11 protein-coding genes are annotated in these 14,797 nt (G+C 71.6%); 4 read left to right on the forward strand and 7 right to left on the reverse strand.

The features are described 5' to 3' along the window. Nucleotides 1–46: 46 nt before the first annotated feature. The 3 genes from DMA15_RS24400 to DMA15_RS24410 form a co-directional block, all read right to left on the reverse strand. Complete coding sequence (locus DMA15_RS24400; RefSeq protein WP_125514899.1) at nt 47–760, reverse strand: PspA/IM30 family protein; 714 nt, start codon at nt 758–760, stop codon at nt 47–49. 58 nt (nt 761–818) lie between these two features. Continuing rightward, the gene (locus DMA15_RS24405) at nt 819–2,909 is read right to left on the reverse strand and encodes a TPM domain-containing protein (RefSeq protein ID WP_125517984.1); all 2,091 of its coding nucleotides are present in this window, start codon (nt 2,907–2,909) and stop codon (nt 819–821) included. A gap of 136 nt (nt 2,910–3,045) precedes the next feature. Further along, on the reverse strand, nt 3,046–3,954 hold the full coding sequence (locus tag DMA15_RS24410; protein WP_125517985.1) for a helix-turn-helix domain-containing protein: 909 nt from the start codon (nt 3,952–3,954) through the stop codon (nt 3,046–3,048). A 139-nt stretch (nt 3,955–4,093) separates the two neighbouring features. On the opposite strand from DMA15_RS24410, the gene DMA15_RS24415 reads away from it, so the two are divergent. Continuing rightward, nucleotides 4,094–4,687, forward strand: a complete 594-nt coding sequence (locus DMA15_RS24415; RefSeq protein ID WP_125514900.1) for an MBL fold metallo-hydrolase — start codon at nt 4,094–4,096, stop codon at nt 4,685–4,687. Between the two features lie 56 nt (nt 4,688–4,743). After that, nucleotides 4,744–5,529 carry an SMI1/KNR4 family protein gene (locus DMA15_RS24420; RefSeq protein WP_125514901.1) on the forward strand — a complete coding sequence of 262 codons (786 nt, stop codon included), beginning with the start codon at nt 4,744–4,746 and terminating at the stop codon, nt 5,527–5,529. Here DMA15_RS24420 and DMA15_RS24425 read toward each other — a convergent pair. Genes DMA15_RS24425 through DMA15_RS24440 form a run of 4 tightly spaced genes read right to left on the reverse strand, consistent with a single transcriptional unit; the run spans nt 5,429 to nt 9,318 of the window. Then, nucleotides 5,429–6,205: a succinate dehydrogenase/fumarate reductase iron-sulfur subunit gene (locus DMA15_RS24425; protein ID WP_125514902.1), complete on the reverse strand. Its 777-nt coding sequence runs from the start codon at nt 6,203–6,205 to the stop codon at nt 5,429–5,431. The two genes, DMA15_RS24420 and DMA15_RS24425, sit on opposite strands and share 101 nt — an antisense overlap. Next, nucleotides 6,202–8,130 carry a fumarate reductase/succinate dehydrogenase flavoprotein subunit gene (locus DMA15_RS24430; RefSeq protein ID WP_125514903.1) on the reverse strand — a complete coding sequence of 643 codons (1,929 nt, stop codon included), beginning with the start codon at nt 8,128–8,130 and terminating at the stop codon, nt 6,202–6,204. The genes DMA15_RS24425 and DMA15_RS24430 overlap by 4 nt, the downstream gene beginning before the upstream one ends. Next, nucleotides 8,130–8,966 carry a hypothetical protein gene (locus DMA15_RS24435; protein WP_125514904.1) on the reverse strand — a complete coding sequence of 279 codons (837 nt, stop codon included), beginning with the start codon at nt 8,964–8,966 and terminating at the stop codon, nt 8,130–8,132. Before DMA15_RS24435 ends, DMA15_RS24430 begins: the two co-directional genes overlap by 1 nt. A gap of 37 nt (nt 8,967–9,003) precedes the next feature. Continuing rightward, nucleotides 9,004–9,318 (reverse strand): hypothetical protein, encoded by a 315-nt coding sequence (locus DMA15_RS24440; RefSeq protein WP_125514905.1) that lies wholly within the window; start codon nt 9,316–9,318, stop codon nt 9,004–9,006. Between the two features lie 401 nt (nt 9,319–9,719). Here DMA15_RS24440 and DMA15_RS24445 point away from each other — a divergent pair, with 401 nt between their 5' ends. After that, entirely contained in the window at nt 9,720–12,137 is a 2,418-nt protein-coding gene (locus tag DMA15_RS24445; protein ID WP_125514906.1) for an ABC transporter family substrate-binding protein, read from the forward strand. Nucleotides 12,138–12,464: 327 nt separating this feature from the next. Then, nucleotides 12,465–14,339, forward strand: a complete 1,875-nt coding sequence (typA, locus tag DMA15_RS24450; protein WP_125514907.1) for a translational GTPase TypA — start codon at nt 12,465–12,467, stop codon at nt 14,337–14,339. Nucleotides 14,340–14,797 lie beyond the last annotated feature (458 nt).

The following is a 14,797-nucleotide window of genomic DNA, read 5'->3' on the forward strand; positions in this document are numbered from 1 at the left end:
CTTCAGGATCGGGCGCTCGTGGTTCTCGCTCGCCCCTGGGCCCGCCTCACGTGGTCGCCTTGAGGGCGGCGAGGCGGGCCTCCACCTCCGCCGCGTCGCCCAGGCCGTCCAGCTCCTCGAACTGCGCGTCGAGCGAGGACGCGGCCAGCTCCTGCTTGCCGAGCGCCCGCGCCTCCTCGCGGCGCACCTTCTCCTCGAAGCGGCTCAGCTCGCTGGTCGGGTCCAGGACGTCGATGGTCCGGGCGGCGTCCATCATCTGGTTCTGCGCCTGCGCGGTCTTCGCCCGCGCCACCAGCTGATCGCGCCGCGACCGGAGGTCCGCCAGCTTCATCTTCATCCGGTCGAGCCCCGACCTGAGCCTGTCCACGATCTCCGTCTGCGAGGCGATCGTCGGCTCGGCCGCCTTCGCCTCCTTCTCGCACTGCACCTGCCGCCCGAGCGCCACCTTGGCGAGCCGGTCGAACTTGTCGGCCTCCGTCGCGCTCCCGCCCGCCCGCAGCTCATCGGCCTTCCGGCTCGCGGCGAGCGCCTTGCCGCCCCACTCCACGGCCGCGTCCTGGTCCTCCCGGTGGTCCTGCTCCAGCATCCGCAGATTGCCGATGGTGGTCGCGACCGCCTCCTCGGCCTCCCTGATGTTGTCCGTGTAGTCGCGGATCAGCTGGTCGAGCATCTTCTGCGGGTCCTCGGCCTGGTCGAGGAGCGCGTTGATGTTCGCCTTGGCGAGCTGGGTGACACGGCCGAGGATGGTCTGCTTCGTCATGGCCTGGTCCTCCTTGTACGAGGGTCGAGGGACGTACGACGTGTTGTGCTGCCGGGCCTCAGAACCTGCCGCCCCCGCCCCGGCGCCCCCGCGTCCCCCCGCCGCCGAAGCTCCCCGGCCCGCCCCCGCCGAAGCCACCACCCCCGAAGCCACCGCCTCCATAGCCGCCGCGCCGCCCCCCGCCCCCGAGCAGCTCGCCCAGGATGATCCCGCCGAGGACCGCGCCACCCATGCCCCCGCCCCTCCCGTCGCCGATGCCTCCGCCGATGCCGCCGCCCGAGCCGGGACCCCCGTAGGGATTGCCGTAGCCGCGCACGTCCCGCTCGGCGAGCTGGTGCGCCTGCCGGGCCAGGGAGTCCGCCCGCTGGGCCGCCGCGAGCGCGGCCGTGGCGTCACCGTCCTCGGCGGCCTGCGCCTGCGCCAGGAGCCGCCCGGCCTCGGCCAGCCGGGTCCTGGCCTCGCTGCCGACGGCGCCGCGGTGCGTGGTGACGTAGTCCGTGGCCGCCCCGACGGCGCTGCGCGCGGTGAGCAGGGCCTGGGCGAGCAGAGCACGGGAGCGGCCTTCGGCGACCTCGCGCTCCCGGGCGCCCGCGAGCGCCGCGTCGAGGGCCGCGTCGGCCTCCTCCACGCGGCGCAGGGAGGCGATCGGATCGCAGGGCCCGGCGGCCAGGTGGCCCCGCACCTCGGCGACCACCGACTCCGCGCGGGCGACACGGCCCCGCAGGTCGGCGGTGGAGACCCCGGCCGCGGTGCCTTCGAGCAGGCCCCGCGCGTCCGCGAGGTCGGCCTCGGTCTCGGTGAGCGCCCCCGGCAGCCGCTCGGCGGCCTGCGCCAACTCGTCGGCCAGCCGGTCGACGGCGTCCACGAAGGTGCCCGCCTGGTCGACGGCGCCCTCGGCGGCCCGCAGATGGACGGCGGCCCGGCCGCTGTCGCCCGCGTCGACGGACTGCCGGGCCGCGTTGAGGTGGGTGGTGGCGAAGACGAGGCGGTCCTTGGCCTGCTCGACGTGGCCGAGAACCGCCGCGGAGGCGGTCGGCGCGTACGTCCCGCGGAGCCCGGCCAGGGTCTCGTCGGCCGCGCCGGTACGCGCAGCGACCTGCCGGAACGCCGTCTCGGCGTGCTCCAGGGCCTGCGGGGCGTTCTTCTTCAGGGCGCGCAGCTCGTCGAAGCCCGCGGTCTCCGCGTCCAGGCGGCGGTCGGCCTCCGTGCAGCGCGCGATGATCTCCTCCAGCATGCGGCGGCGGGTCGGCTCGTCCTCGGCGAAGGCGTCGTCCAGCTCCTGCCGCAGCCGGAACGCCGCCGTCAGCTCCGAACGCGCGTACGTCAGCGCCTCATCGAAGGGCCTGACCGCTTCCTCACCGAACTGCGCGGTGGCGAAGCCCAGCTCCTCGGTGCTGGTACGGATCGCGTCGTCGGTCTCGACGAGGAGCAGCCGGGCCCTCTTGTCCAGCTCCGGCAGCGGCGTGGGGGCCTTGCCCGCACGGCCGCCCGCGCCCCGGCTCCAGCCGCCGCTCGGTGTCGTACGCGTCGTGAGCCGCTTCTTGCGCCGCCGGTACGCGACCGTCGCCGCGACCCCGGCCGCGCCCGCCGCCAGCACGGGCAGCACCAGGTCACCGGCGACGGACTCGTCACCCCCGCCGGAATCGCCCCCGCCGGGGTCGGCCGCCCCCGGGGTGAGGGACGGGGTCGGCACGGGGTCGCCCGCGAGGACCGCCCGGTAGCCGTCCGCGGCGCCGATGGCGGCCCCGGCCCAGTCGTTCTCGCGCAGGGCGGGCCGGATCGCGGTGGTGGCGACCTCCTGGAGCTGCTCGTCACTGAGCCGCGAGCCGTCGTCCACGGAGTAGGCGAACTGCCGGTCGTGCGTGGCGACGGCGAGCAGCACGTCGTCAAGGCCCAGGCCGTTGCGCTCGGCGGTGGCGTCCGCCCAGCTCTGCGGGGAACGGCCGGAGAAGTCACGTACGTACACCACGAAGAGCTGTACCGAGCGGTCGTCGTAGAGCCGGTCCAGGGCCCGCTCGGAGGCGTCCTCGCGGTCCCCGAGCGCGCCCACCCGGTCGGTGGTCTGGCCGGTGCGGGAGAGCGTGACGGGGTCCTCGGCGGCGGCGGGCGAGGGGCACAGCAGCGGAAACCAGGCGAGCAGCACGGCCACGGCGACCGCGGCTGCCCGCGAGGTTCTGGACGGGGGCGGCGTCACATTTGGGAGCGTATGACCCCATACGGGGTGTCGCGACCCGGGGGAGCGCGGCCTCAGGTCTGCCCGCTCCAGACCCAGGGACGCGGCAGCCTCAGGGCGTGCTGCCGAACGAGCGGCGGTAGGAGCGGGGCGGCACCCCGCGGCGGCGCACGAACTGTTCCCGCAGGACGGCCGCGCTGCCGTACCCGACGCGGCGGGCGATCTCCTCCACCGGCAGGTCCGTGGTCTCCAGCAGCTCCTCGGCGCCGCTCAGCCGCAGGCTCCGCAGCCAGGCGTGCGGGGTGGTGCCGGTCGCGGCGGTGAAGCGGCGGGCGAAGGAGCGCTTGCTCATCATGGCGCGCCGGGCCAGTTCCGCGACGGGCAGCGGCTCGTGGAGGTGCGCGCGGGCCCAGGCGAGCACCTCGGCGAGCCGCTCGTCACGGCAGTCCTCCGGCACGGGGGCGGCCAGATACTGCGCCTGCCCGCCGTCGCGGTGCGAGGGCAGCACCACGTCCCGGGCGACCGCGTTGGCCATCGCGGCCCCGTGCTCGCGGCGCAGCAGGTGCAGGCAGAGGTCGAAGCCCGCGGCGGCGCCCGCGCCCGTGATGACGCGCCCTTCGTCGACGTAGAGGGCGTCCGGTTCGACGGAGACCTCCGGGTGGCGGCGGGCGAGCAGATCGGCGAACCGCCAGTGCGTGGTGGCCCGCCGTCCGTCGAGCAGTCCGGCGGCGGCGAGGGCGAAGGCGCCGACGCAGTGCGCCGCGACCAGCGCGCCGCGCTCGTGGGCGGCGGACAGCGCGGCGAGCACGGCGGGCGGGGGCGGGGTGCGGAAACCGGCCCCGGGCAGGGCGATGACCAGATCGGCGCGGGCGAGCCGGTCCAGGCCGTGCGCGATGCTCAGCGGCACGCCGAGGTCGGTGGGCACCGACCCCGGGCGGTCGGCGCACAGCGCGAAGTCGAAGCCGGGCACCGCCTCGCCGTGCGGACCGAACACCTCGCTGACGATGCCGACGGCGAGCATGCCGACTCCCGGCGGGGTGTACGCGGCGATGGTCTCGAAGGGAGGCACGCGTGCAGTGTGGCAGCCGTGGCAGTAATCCTGCGATCAACGGCAGCTGTGCCACTCGTGCCCGTCCGCGCGCCCCGGCAGGATCAAGGCCATGACAGACGCACCGCTCGGCCGCAGCGCCAAGTACACGGTCCTGACCACCGGTTACGTCGGCTCCACCGGCCCCGGAGTCGCCGCCACCGTCTCTTACATAGCCGACGCCGGACGGCATGTGATCTTCGACCCGGGCATGGTCGCGAGCCGCGACGACATCCTCGCCCCCCTCGCCGGACTGGGGCTCGGCCCCGACGACATCACCGATGTGGTGCTCAGCCACCACCACCCCGACAACACCATGAACGTGGGCCTGTTCGGGCAGGCCCGGGTGCACGACCACAAGGTGGAGTACCGCGGCGACCAGTGGAGCAACCGCGACGCGGAGGGCCACGAACTCACCCCCTCCCTCCGGCTGATCCGCACCCCCGGCCACAGCACCGAGGACATCACGCTGCTCGCGGGGACGGACGAGGGCGTGGTGGCCTTCGCCGGTGACCTGTGGTGGCACGCGCAGGGCCCGGTGGACGACCCGGTCGCCCCGGACCGCGAGGTCCTGCGCGCCTCCCGGCAGCGGGTCATCGAGGCCGCGGACCTGATCGTGCCGGGCCACGGCGGCCCGTTCCGGCCGGACGGCAGCACGCCCCGCTAGGTACGGTGATCACCCGCCGACGCTCAAGGGCGGGCCCGCACGGGGGAGGGACGGGGATGAGGAGTACCTGGACGGGGGTACGGGAGCGCGTGCTCGCCCTGCGCGAGGCACCGCACTGGAAGGCGGTGTTCGGCGCGGACTTCCACGCGTACGGCCACCGGTTCGAGCTGCTTCCCGTGCTGACGGAGGAACAGGTCGCCGCGGTCGAACGGCACCGCGGCGTGACCTTCCCCGCCGAGTACCGCACCTTCCTCCTGGAGGTCGGCGCGGGCGGGGCGGGCCCCGACTACGGCCTGTTCCCCGTGAAGCCGGTCGAGCCGGACGCGCCGGACGCCCCGGTCGAGCCGGACCACTCCGCACTCCTCTTCCGCCCCGAACGCACCCGCGAACTCGCCGCCCACCAGGAGGCGGAGCCCCGACGCGCGGCCTACGGCAATACGGCGGCCGACGACGAGCGGTTCTGCCGCGACCATCACGCCTGGGACACCCGCGAGGACGAACTCCTTGACGCCCTGAGCGAGGGCACGCTCTGCGTCAGCTCCCAGGGCTGCGGCTACTACACGCTGCTCGCCCTCACCGGCCCGGCACGCGGCACGATGTGGCACGACGCGAGGGCGGCCGCCGAAGGCCTGCTCCCGGTCCAGCTCATCGGCAAACCCGGCCGCCTCACCTTCGCCCCCTGGTACCTCCACTGGCTGAACCGCGCGGAACGCCAGGCACATCAGCCGCCCGCGGACAGCATTACTCCCCGCGCCGCCGGATCTTGTTCCCCAGCCACACCAGCGGATCGTACTTACGGTCAACGGCCCGCTCCTTCAGGGGAATCAGCGCGTTGTCCGTGATCTTGATGCCCTCGGGACACACCTCCGTACAGCACTTGGTGATGTTGCAGTAGCCGAGCCCGTGCTCCTCCTGCGCCGCCCGCTTGCGGTCGAGGCCGGACTCCGCCGCCGCGTCCAGCGGATGCATGTCCAGCTCGGCGACCCGCATCAGGAAGCGCGGCCCGGCGAAGGCCCCCTTGTTCTCCTCGTGGTCGCGCACCACATGGCAGGTGTCCTGGCACAGGAAGCACTCGATGCACTTGCGGAACTCCTGCGAGCGGTCCACGTCCGCCTGCTGCATGCGGTACTCGCCGGGCCCGACGCCCGCGGGCGGCACAAAGGCCGGGACATCGCGCGCCTTGGTGTAGTTGAAGCCCACGTCCGTCACCAGGTCGCGCACGACGGGGAAGGCCCGCAGCGGCGTCACCGTGATGACCTCGTCGCGCTCGAAGACCGACATGCGCGTCATGCACATCAGCCGCGGCCGGCCGTTGATCTCCGCCGAGCACGAACCGCACTTGCCCGCCTTGCAGTTCCACCGCACCGCGAGGTCGGGCACCTGCGTGGCCTGGAGGCGGTGGACGATGTCGAGCACGACCTCGCCCTCGTTGACCTCGACCTTGAAGTCCTCGAGGCCGCCGCCGCCCGGATCCCCGCGCCAGACCTTGAACCGTGCGTCGTACGAACTCGCGCTCATTCGTACAGCTCCTCGTCAGCCAGGTACTTGACCAGCTCCTCCTTCTCGAAGAGGGCGAGCAGGTCCGGGCGAATGGGTTCGGTCGTCACACGGACGAGGTCGATCTGACCGCGCACAGGATCGGTGGCGGCCAGGCCGCCGCTCGGATCGGCGAGTTGGCAGAGCAGATTGGCGCGCCGCCACTCGCGGTCCATCCCCGGGTGGTCCTCGCGGGTGTGGCCGCCGCGGCTCTCCGTGCGCTCCAGGGCGGCCCGCGCCACACACTCGCTGACCAGGAGCATGTTGCGCAGGTCGAGCGCCAGGTGCCAGCCCGGGTTGAACTGGCGGTGCCCCTCGACCCCGGCCCGCCGCGCCCGCACCCGCAGCTCGGCGAGCTTCTCCAGGGCCTGCTCCATCTCGGCCTCACGGCGGATGATGCCGACCAGGTCGTTCATGGTCTGCTGCAGTTCCTGGTGGAGGGTGTACGGATTCTCCGGCGTCGCCCCGTCCTCCGGGCCCTCCGCGCTGAACGGGCGCAGCGCCTCCGCCGCCGCCGTGTCCACCTGCGCCTCGTCCACCACGGGCCGCGCGGTGAGGCCCGCCGCGTACCGCGCCGCGTGCAGCCCCGCGCGGCGCCCGAAGACGAGCAGGTCGGACAGGGAGTTGCCGCCGAGCCGGTTGGAGCCGTGCATGCCGCCCGCGACCTCTCCCGCGGCGTAGAGCCCCGTGACGCGGCGCGCGGCGGCGGTGTCGGAGTCGACGGCGATGCCGCCCATCACGTAATGACAGGTAGGCCCGACCTCCATCGCCTCCGCGGTGATGTCGACGTCCGCCAGCTCCTTGAACTGGTGGTACATGGACGGCAGCCGGCGCTTGATGACCTCCGCGGGCATGCGGGTCGACACATCCAGGAAGACCCCGCCGTGCGGTGAGCCGCGGCCCGCCTTGACCTCCGCGTTGATGGCCCGCGCGACCTCGTCGCGGGGGAGCAGTTCGGGCGGGCGGCGGTTGTGGTCCGGGTCCTCGTACCAGCGGTCGCCCTCCTCCTCCGACTGCGCGTACTTCTCCTTGAAGACGTCGGGGACGTAGTCGAACATGAACCGCTTGCCCTCGGAGTTCCTGAGCACCCCGCCGTCGCCGCGCACGGACTCGGTGACGAGGATGCCCTTGACCGACGGCGGCCAGACCATGCCCGTCGGGTGGAACTGCACGAACTCCATGTTGAGCAGGGGCGCCCCGGCGAGCAGCGCGAGCGCGTGCCCGTCACCGGTGTACTCCCAGGAGTTCGACGTCACCTTGAAGGACTTGCCGATGCCGCCGGTCGCGAGGACCACACCGGGCGCTTCGAGCACGAAGAAGCGGCCCGTCTCGCGGTCGTAGCAGAAGGTCCCGCTGACCCGGTCGCCGTCCTTCAGCACGCGCGTGACCGTGCACTCCTGGAAGACCTTCAGCCGTGCCTCGTAGTCGCCGAATTCGCGGAAGTCCTCCTGCTGGAGTGAGACGATCTTCTGCTGGAGGGTGCGGATCAGTTCGAGGCCGGTGCGGTCGCCGACGTGCGCGAGGCGCGGATACTCGTGCCCGCCGAAGTTGCGCTGGGAGATCCGCCCGTCCGGCGTACGGTCGAACAGGGCGCCCCAGGTCTCCAGCTCCCAGACCCGGTCGGGCGCCTCGCGCGCGTGCAGCTCGGCCATCCGCCACTGGTTGAGGAACTTGCCGCCGCGCAGGGTGTCACGGAAGTGCACCTGCCAGTTGTCGCCGGAGTTCACATTGCCCATGGAGGCCGCGATGCCGCCCTCGGCCATCACCGTATGGGCCTTGCCGAACAGCGACTTGCAGATCACGGCCGTACGAGCGCCCTGCTCACGCGCCTCGATCGCGGCCCGCAGCCCGGCGCCCCCGGCACCCACCACGACGACGTCCCACTGCTGCCGCTCCACTTGAGACATCAGAACAACCTCGGATCGTCGAAGGCGCTGGACGCGAGCAGATACACGTAGAGGTCGCAGAGCGCCACGCTCACCAGCGACGCCCAGGCGAGCAGCATGTGGCGCGCGTTCAGCTTCCCGACCCACTGCCACATGCGGTACCGGACCGGATGCCTGGAGAAGTGCTTGAGCTTGCCCCCCACGATGTGCCGGCAGGAGTGGCAGGAGAGGGTGTACGCCCAGATCAGCACGATGTTGACGAGGAAGACGAGGGTGCCGAGACCCATGTGGCCCCACTCGTAGTGCTCGTCGCGGAACGCGAGCACGGTGTCGTACGTGAGGATGCCCGCGACCGGCACCGCCGCGTAGAAGAAGTACCGGTGGATGTTCTGGAGCACCAGCGGGAAGCGGGTCTCGCCCGTGTACTTCTTGTGCGGCTCGGCGACCGCGCAGGCGGGTGGTGACGCCCAGAAGCCCCGGTAATAGGCCTTGCGGTAGTAGTAGCAGGTCAGCCGGAAGCCGAGCGGGAAGATCAGGACGAGCAGCGCGGGGGACAGGCCCCACCAGCTGCCGAAGATCTCCCAGTTGGGCCCGGACCGCATCGGTTCGCAGTTGTCGGCCAGGCACGGCGAGTAGAACGGCGAGACGTAGGGCGCCTGGTAGTAGTCCGCGTTCGCGAACGCCCGCCAGGTCGAGTAGACGACGAAGGCGAGCAGCCCGGCGGCGGTCGCCGCGGGCGCCAGCCACCAGCGGTCGGTCCGCAGGTGGGCAGCGGCGATCGCGGCGCGCGTGCCGTCGCGCACTCCGCCGCCGGGGGCCGTTCCGCTCTTCGGTTGGGGTTCCGTGCCGGTGGCCAACGAGGCTCCACTCCTTCGTCCTCGGGTACCTGGGGGGTCAGGGCGCGTGGCGGCCGCTTCCGCCGAGTCCCTCGTCGTCGAGGTCCCCGCCGCTCGTCCACAGCGCGCTGTCGTACGGCGTGTCGGGGATGGTCACGAGCTCCGGCCCGCGCGGCTCCTCGCGGGGCTTCGGCGGCAGGGCGGCGGCCCGCAGCAGGGCGACGCTCTCGCTCAGCCGGTCGGTGTCCGCGCGCACCCGGCGCACGTCGACCTCCGCCACCTGGTCCCCGGCCTGTAGCTCCAGCCTGCCGACGGTGCGGACCAAGTCGTCGACGCAGCGCTGTACGGCCGTCAATTCATCGTGCAGAGCCATGACTTGCCCTCACTTCAGGTGTGCGGTGGCAACGCTCATGCGCCTGCGAGTGTCGCGCGTCACATCCCCGCTTGTGAAGGGATCTGCGCCGATTGCCGGATCAGGGGCGGTGAATGCGCCGGAACACGCGCCTATCGCGCCGATCTCGACCGTCGGCGACCGGTCCGGCCCACTCCCGTCCACCCGCCGCGCCGGGCCGGCACCGGCCGATCCCGCCCGCATTGGGCCGCACGAGTGGGATCTGGGCGCTGCCACGCCGTGGCTCCGCGGCGCGGTCGGTCCGGTCACCTTCAGTGGGGCCATAGATGTGATCAGCTCCATATACCGCCAAACGTGATCAAACCCGGCCCGGTCCTGGTAGCGGGCGGCCGGGCGAGCCCCGGACCCCGGAGGTACCACCCATGTCCCACGACCGCGTCAGGGTCAGATCTGTCGTGTTCCTCGCGACGGGGGTGCTGGCCCTGCCCACCCTCGCCGGATGCAGCTCCAGCGACGAGGCGGGCCGGCCGACCGCGGGCCAGGACGTCGCCCCGGCGGCCCGGGACATGGTCGCCGACGGGGGGACCATGAACTGGGCGCTCGACGCGCTGCCCGAGACCCTCAACACCTTCCAGTCCGACGCCGACGCGGGCACCTCCCGCATCGCGGGCGCGGTCCTGCCGTCCCTGTTCCGCCTCGACGCCCAGGGCAGGACGGAGCGCAACGCCGACTTCCTGGAGTCGGCGAAGGTCGTCGAGCGCGAGCCCAGGCAGGTCGTCCTCTACAAGCTCAACCAGCAGGCGGTCTGGAGCGACGGCCGGGAGATCGGCGCCGACGACTTCGCCGCGCAGTGGCGGGCCCTGTCCGGCAAGGACACCGCGTACTGGACGGCCCGCAACGCCGGATACGACCGCATCGAGAAGATCGAGCGCGGCGCGAACAACCTGGAGGTGCGGGTCACCTTCGCCAAGCCGTACGCGGACTGGCGCGCCCTGTTCTCCCCGCTGTACCCGAAGCAGGTCATGGGCAGCCCCGACACCTTCAACGACGGCGCGCGCCGCAAGCTGAAGGTGACCGCGGGGCCCTTCGCCCTCTCGGACATCGACCGCAAGACGGGCGCGGTGACGCTGGGACGCAACCCGCGCTGGTGGGGGCGCCCGGCCAAGCTCGACAAGCTGGTGCTGCGCGAGGTCTCCCGCACCGCGCGGGCCGAAGCGCTGGCCAAGGGCAAGGTCGACCTCGCCGAGATCGACTCCACGGAGGCCGGGCGGATCACGCTCGCGAGCAGCGACAAGGCGGACCAGGGCCCGCTGACCCACGGCCCCGGCGCACAGCTCACCCCCGGCAAGGCGCTGCGCTCCTGGGCGATCGCCCACGGCTCCGACGAGGAGGCCGCGGCGGCCGAGACCGAGGCGCGGCAGGCGACGCGCACCGCCGTCAAGAAGTACGCGAACGAACAGGCGGGCCTGAGCGGTTACGTGGTCCGCAAGTCCCTGGAGCCCGCCTACACCCAGCTCGCCCTCAACGGCTCCGAAGGCCCCCTCGCGGACGACCGGGTGCGCCGCGCGGTGGCCCGCGCCCTGGACCGCGAGGCGCTCGCGGAGGCGGTGCTCAAGCCGCTCGGCCTGCCCGCGGAGCCGGTCGGCAGCCATCTCGCCCTCGCCGGGCAGCAGGCGTACGCGGACAACAGCGGGGCCCTCGGCGAGCAGGACACGGCCGAGGCGCGGGCGCTGCTCGCGGACGCCGGGTGGACGCCGGGCGGGGCCCTGAAGGACAAGCTGAAGGACAAGAAGCCGAAGACGGCGGGCGGGGAGGCCGAAACGGAATCCGGCACCGGCACCGACTCCGGCTCCGGCACCGGCTCCGGCCAGGAATCGGACGACGGCGACGGCACGTACATCGTCGGCGAGGACGACGGCAAGGCCGCCGACAACAGCACCTCCGTGCTCGCCCCCGCGCCGGCCGCCGCCTACCAGCGGGCCGCCCTGACCCGCCAGGCCGACGTCCTCGGCCTCCCGGGCGAGGCCGACACCAAGACCGAGGCCAAGAAGAAGACCGACGCCAAGAAGGTCGCCGCCAAGAAGAAGAACGTCAAGAAAAAGGACGCCAAGAAGAACAGCGCCAAGAAGAAGGACGCGGCCGACCACCCCGGCCGGCACGACTCGCGGAAGTCCGCCGTCCGCACCAGCTCCCGGGACCAGGCCAAGGGCGGCGCCCCCGGGGCGTACGCCCCCAAGGGAACGGCCGCGCCCGCAGCCGCCCCCGCCGGCCCGCTCGGCAAGGACGGCAAGCCCCTGACCCTCCGCTTCGTGCTGCCCTCCGGCGACGGCTCGGAGCCGCTGCGTGCCGTGGCCGACCGGATCTCGCGGATGCTGGAGAAGATCGGCGTCCACACGGAGACGGCGAAGGTCTCCGACAGCAGCTACTTCAAGGACCACATCGCGTCCGGCCAGTACGACCTCGCCCTGTACTCGTGGCCCGCCTCGGCCTTCCCGGCCACCGACGCCCGCCCGATCTTCGCCAAGCCGGTCCCGGCCGCGGACGGCTCGCTCAACGTCGAGCAGAACTACACGCGCGTCGGCACCGACCACATCGATCAGCTGTTCGACCAGGCGATGGCCGAACTCGATGAAGAAACGTCACGCTCCTTGGTGAAGAAGGCCGACGCCCGCATCTGGGCCGAGGCCGGTTCCATCCCGCTCTACCAGCGCCCCCAGCTGATGGCGGCCCGCCCGAACCTGGCCAACGCCGGAGCCTTCGGCTTCCAGGCCCCGCACTACGAGGACATCGGCTTCCTCAAGCCGGGCGTGAAGCCCTCGGGCTCGCCCTCGGCGAAGTGACGTTCGTCCCTTCCCCGCGGTGACGTACGTCTCGTCCAGGCGGCGTACACGAGGTCTTCACGGGACCGACGCTCAGATTCCGCTCAACTCCCTTGCCCGTCGGCCACCCCGGCGGGCAAGGTCGTATCTACCCATTGACCTGCGGTTTCACCCCTGACACCCCCAGCAAGCACACGGGCTTTCGGCTGCCCGGAAGCCCCCCGCGGAGGCCGCCTCCGCGCGAGCCCCGTAGACTGGGGTAAGGCCGTGGCGTGTTGTCTGCCCGGCAGGGCCGCGTACCGGACCGTACGCGCCGCCGTCCACTCTTCCCGGGAGAAGCGCAGCTGTATGCCCACGCGCCACGACATTCGTAACGTCGCCATCGTCGCCCACGTCGACCACGGCAAGACGACCATCGTCGATGCCATGCTCAAGCAGGCCGGCGCCTTCGCCGCCCACGCCGCGGAGTCGCTCGACGACCGCATGATGGACTCGAACGACCTGGAGCGTGAGAAGGGCATCACGATCCTGGCCAAGAACACGGCCGTCAAGTACCACCCCAAGGATGGCGGCGACGTCATCACCATCAACATCATCGACACCCCCGGCCACGCCGACTTCGGTGGCGAGGTCGAGCGCGGCCTGTCGATGGTGGACGCGGTCGTCCTGCTCGTCGACGCCTCCGAGGGTCCGCTGCCGCAGACCCGCTTCGTGCTCCGCAAGGCCCTCCAGGCCCGGATGCCGGTCATCCTGTGCATCAACAAGACCGACCGCCCGGACTCCCGGATCGACGAGGTCGTCAACGAGACGTACGACCTCTTCCTCGACCTGGACGCCGACGAGGACCAGATCGAGTTCCCGATCGTCTACGCCTGCGGTCGTGACGGCATCGCCTCGCTGACCAAGCCGGAGGACGGCACCGTCCCGGCCGACAGCGACAGCCTGGAGCCGTTCTTCACCACGATCCTGGAGCACGTCCCCGCTCCGGAGTACGACGAGTCGGCCCCCCTCCAGGCCCACGTCACCAACCTGGACGCCGACAACTTCCTCGGCCGTATCGCGCTCTGCCGCGTCGAGCAGGGCGAGCTGCGCAAGGGCCAGACCGTCACGTGGATCAAGCGCGACGGCACCCAGCAGAACGTCCGCATCACCGAGCTGATGATGACCGAGGCGCTCACCCGCAAGCCCGCCGAGAAGGCGGGTCCGGGTGACATCTGCGCCATCGCCGGTATCTCGGACATCATGATCGGCGAGACCCTGGCCGACCCCGAGAACCCGATCGCGCTGCCGCTGATCACGGTCGACGAGCCGGCGATCTCCATGACCATCGGCACGAACACCTCGCCGCTGGTCGGCAAGGGCGGCAAGGGCCACAAGGTCACCGCCCGCCAGGTGAAGGACCGCCTGGACAAGGAGCTGATCGGTAACGTCTCGCTCCGCGTCCTGGACACCGAGCGCCCCGACGCCTGGGAGGTGCAGGGCCGCGGTGAGCTGGCGCTCGCCATCCTCGTCGAGACCATGCGCCGGGAAGGCTTCGAGCTGACCGTCGGCAAGCCCGAGGTGGTCACCAAGGAGATCAACGGCAAGGTCCACGAGCCGATCGAGCGCATGACGATCGACTCGCCCGAGGAGCACCTCGGCGCCATCACGCAGCTGATGGCGACCCGCAAGGGCCGGATGGAGACCATGACGAACCACGGTTCGGGCTGGATCCGCATGGAGTGGATCGTCCCGTCCCGCGGCCTCATCGGCTTCCGTACGGAGTTCCTGACCCAGACCCGCGGCACCGGCATCGCGCACTCCATCTTCGAGGGCCACGAGCCGTGGTTCGGCGAGCTGAAGACGCGTAACAACGGCTCCCTGGTCGCCGACCGCGCGGGCACGGTCACGCCGTTCGCGATGATCAACCTCCAGGAGCGCGGTGTCATCTTCACCGAGGCCGGCACCGAGGTGTACGAGGGCATGATCATCGGTGAGAACTCGCGCTCCGACGACATGGACGTGAACATCACCAAGGAGAAGAAGCTCACCAACATGCGCGCCGCCTCCGCGGACTCCACGGAGAACGTCGTGCCGCCGCGCAAGCTCTCCCTGGAGCAGTCCCTGGAGTTCTGCCGCGACGACGAGTGCATCGAGGTGACCCCGGAGACCGTGCGTATCCGCAAGGTCGTCCTGGACCAGAAGGAGCGCGGCCGCACCGCGTCGCGCGCCAAGCGCAACTGACGCGTGCGCGCCGCCGGTTGGTAAACCTCCGGTGGTGCGCCAGGTGCGCATGAGGCCGGTTTCCGCCCTCCCGCAAGGGAGTTGGGCGGAAGCCGGCCTCTCGCGTTTGTGCTGGCTGTACGGTGTGGCCACTGCCGTGTGAAGGCGTCCGCGGCAACTCCTTTTTCACGGCGAAGTGTCCGTTATGCGGACGTCGCTGACCGTTAGATGTAGAACCCGTCCGTTTCGCAACCATCTATCTAGGATCGGTTTGTCCGGATTTTGGAAGTTGTACGGACCAGGTGTGATTGAACCGAGACCAAAAGAGTGTGGTCGACCGGTACCTCATGGCTAATAGTTGACCGCGTATAGCTCGGGTCAATGGGTCACGCGCTGTGGGGAGCGCCGACTCACGAGCACACTGGGGTACTCGATCTTCGCCGTCAGGGGTGTCGGCGCGATCACCCGTACCCCCTCTT

Origin of the sequence: Streptomyces sp. WAC 01529, assembly GCF_003945545.1 — a bacterium.
Classification (GTDB): Bacteria; Actinomycetota; Actinomycetes; order Streptomycetales; family Streptomycetaceae; genus Streptomyces; species Streptomyces anatolicus.

What these genes read in the sequence shown, in the direction of transcription:
- DMA15_RS24440 (WP_125514905.1), bottom strand. Translation starts at nt 9,318, where the DNA reads ATGGCTCTGCACGATGAATTGACGGCCGTACAGCGCTGCGTCGACGAC.
- DMA15_RS24445 (WP_125514906.1), top strand. Translation starts at nt 9,720, where the DNA reads ATGTCCCACGACCGCGTCAGGGTCAGATCTGTCGTGTTCCTCGCGACG.
- typA (WP_125514907.1), top strand. Translation starts at nt 12,465, where the DNA reads ATGCCCACGCGCCACGACATTCGTAACGTCGCCATCGTCGCCCACGTC.
- DMA15_RS24410 (WP_125517985.1), bottom strand. Translation starts at nt 3,954, where the DNA reads ATGCTCGCCGTCGGCATCGTCAGCGAGGTGTTCGGTCCGCACGGCGAG.
- DMA15_RS24430 (WP_125514903.1), bottom strand. Translation starts at nt 8,130, where the DNA reads ATGTCTCAAGTGGAGCGGCAGCAGTGGGACGTCGTCGTGGTGGGTGCC.
- DMA15_RS24420 (WP_125514901.1), top strand. Translation starts at nt 4,744, where the DNA reads ATGAGGAGTACCTGGACGGGGGTACGGGAGCGCGTGCTCGCCCTGCGC.
- DMA15_RS24425 (WP_125514902.1), bottom strand. Translation starts at nt 6,205, where the DNA reads ATGAGCGCGAGTTCGTACGACGCACGGTTCAAGGTCTGGCGCGGGGAT.
- DMA15_RS24400 (WP_125514899.1), bottom strand. Translation starts at nt 760, where the DNA reads ATGACGAAGCAGACCATCCTCGGCCGTGTCACCCAGCTCGCCAAGGCG.
- DMA15_RS24415 (WP_125514900.1), top strand. Translation starts at nt 4,094, where the DNA reads ATGACAGACGCACCGCTCGGCCGCAGCGCCAAGTACACGGTCCTGACC.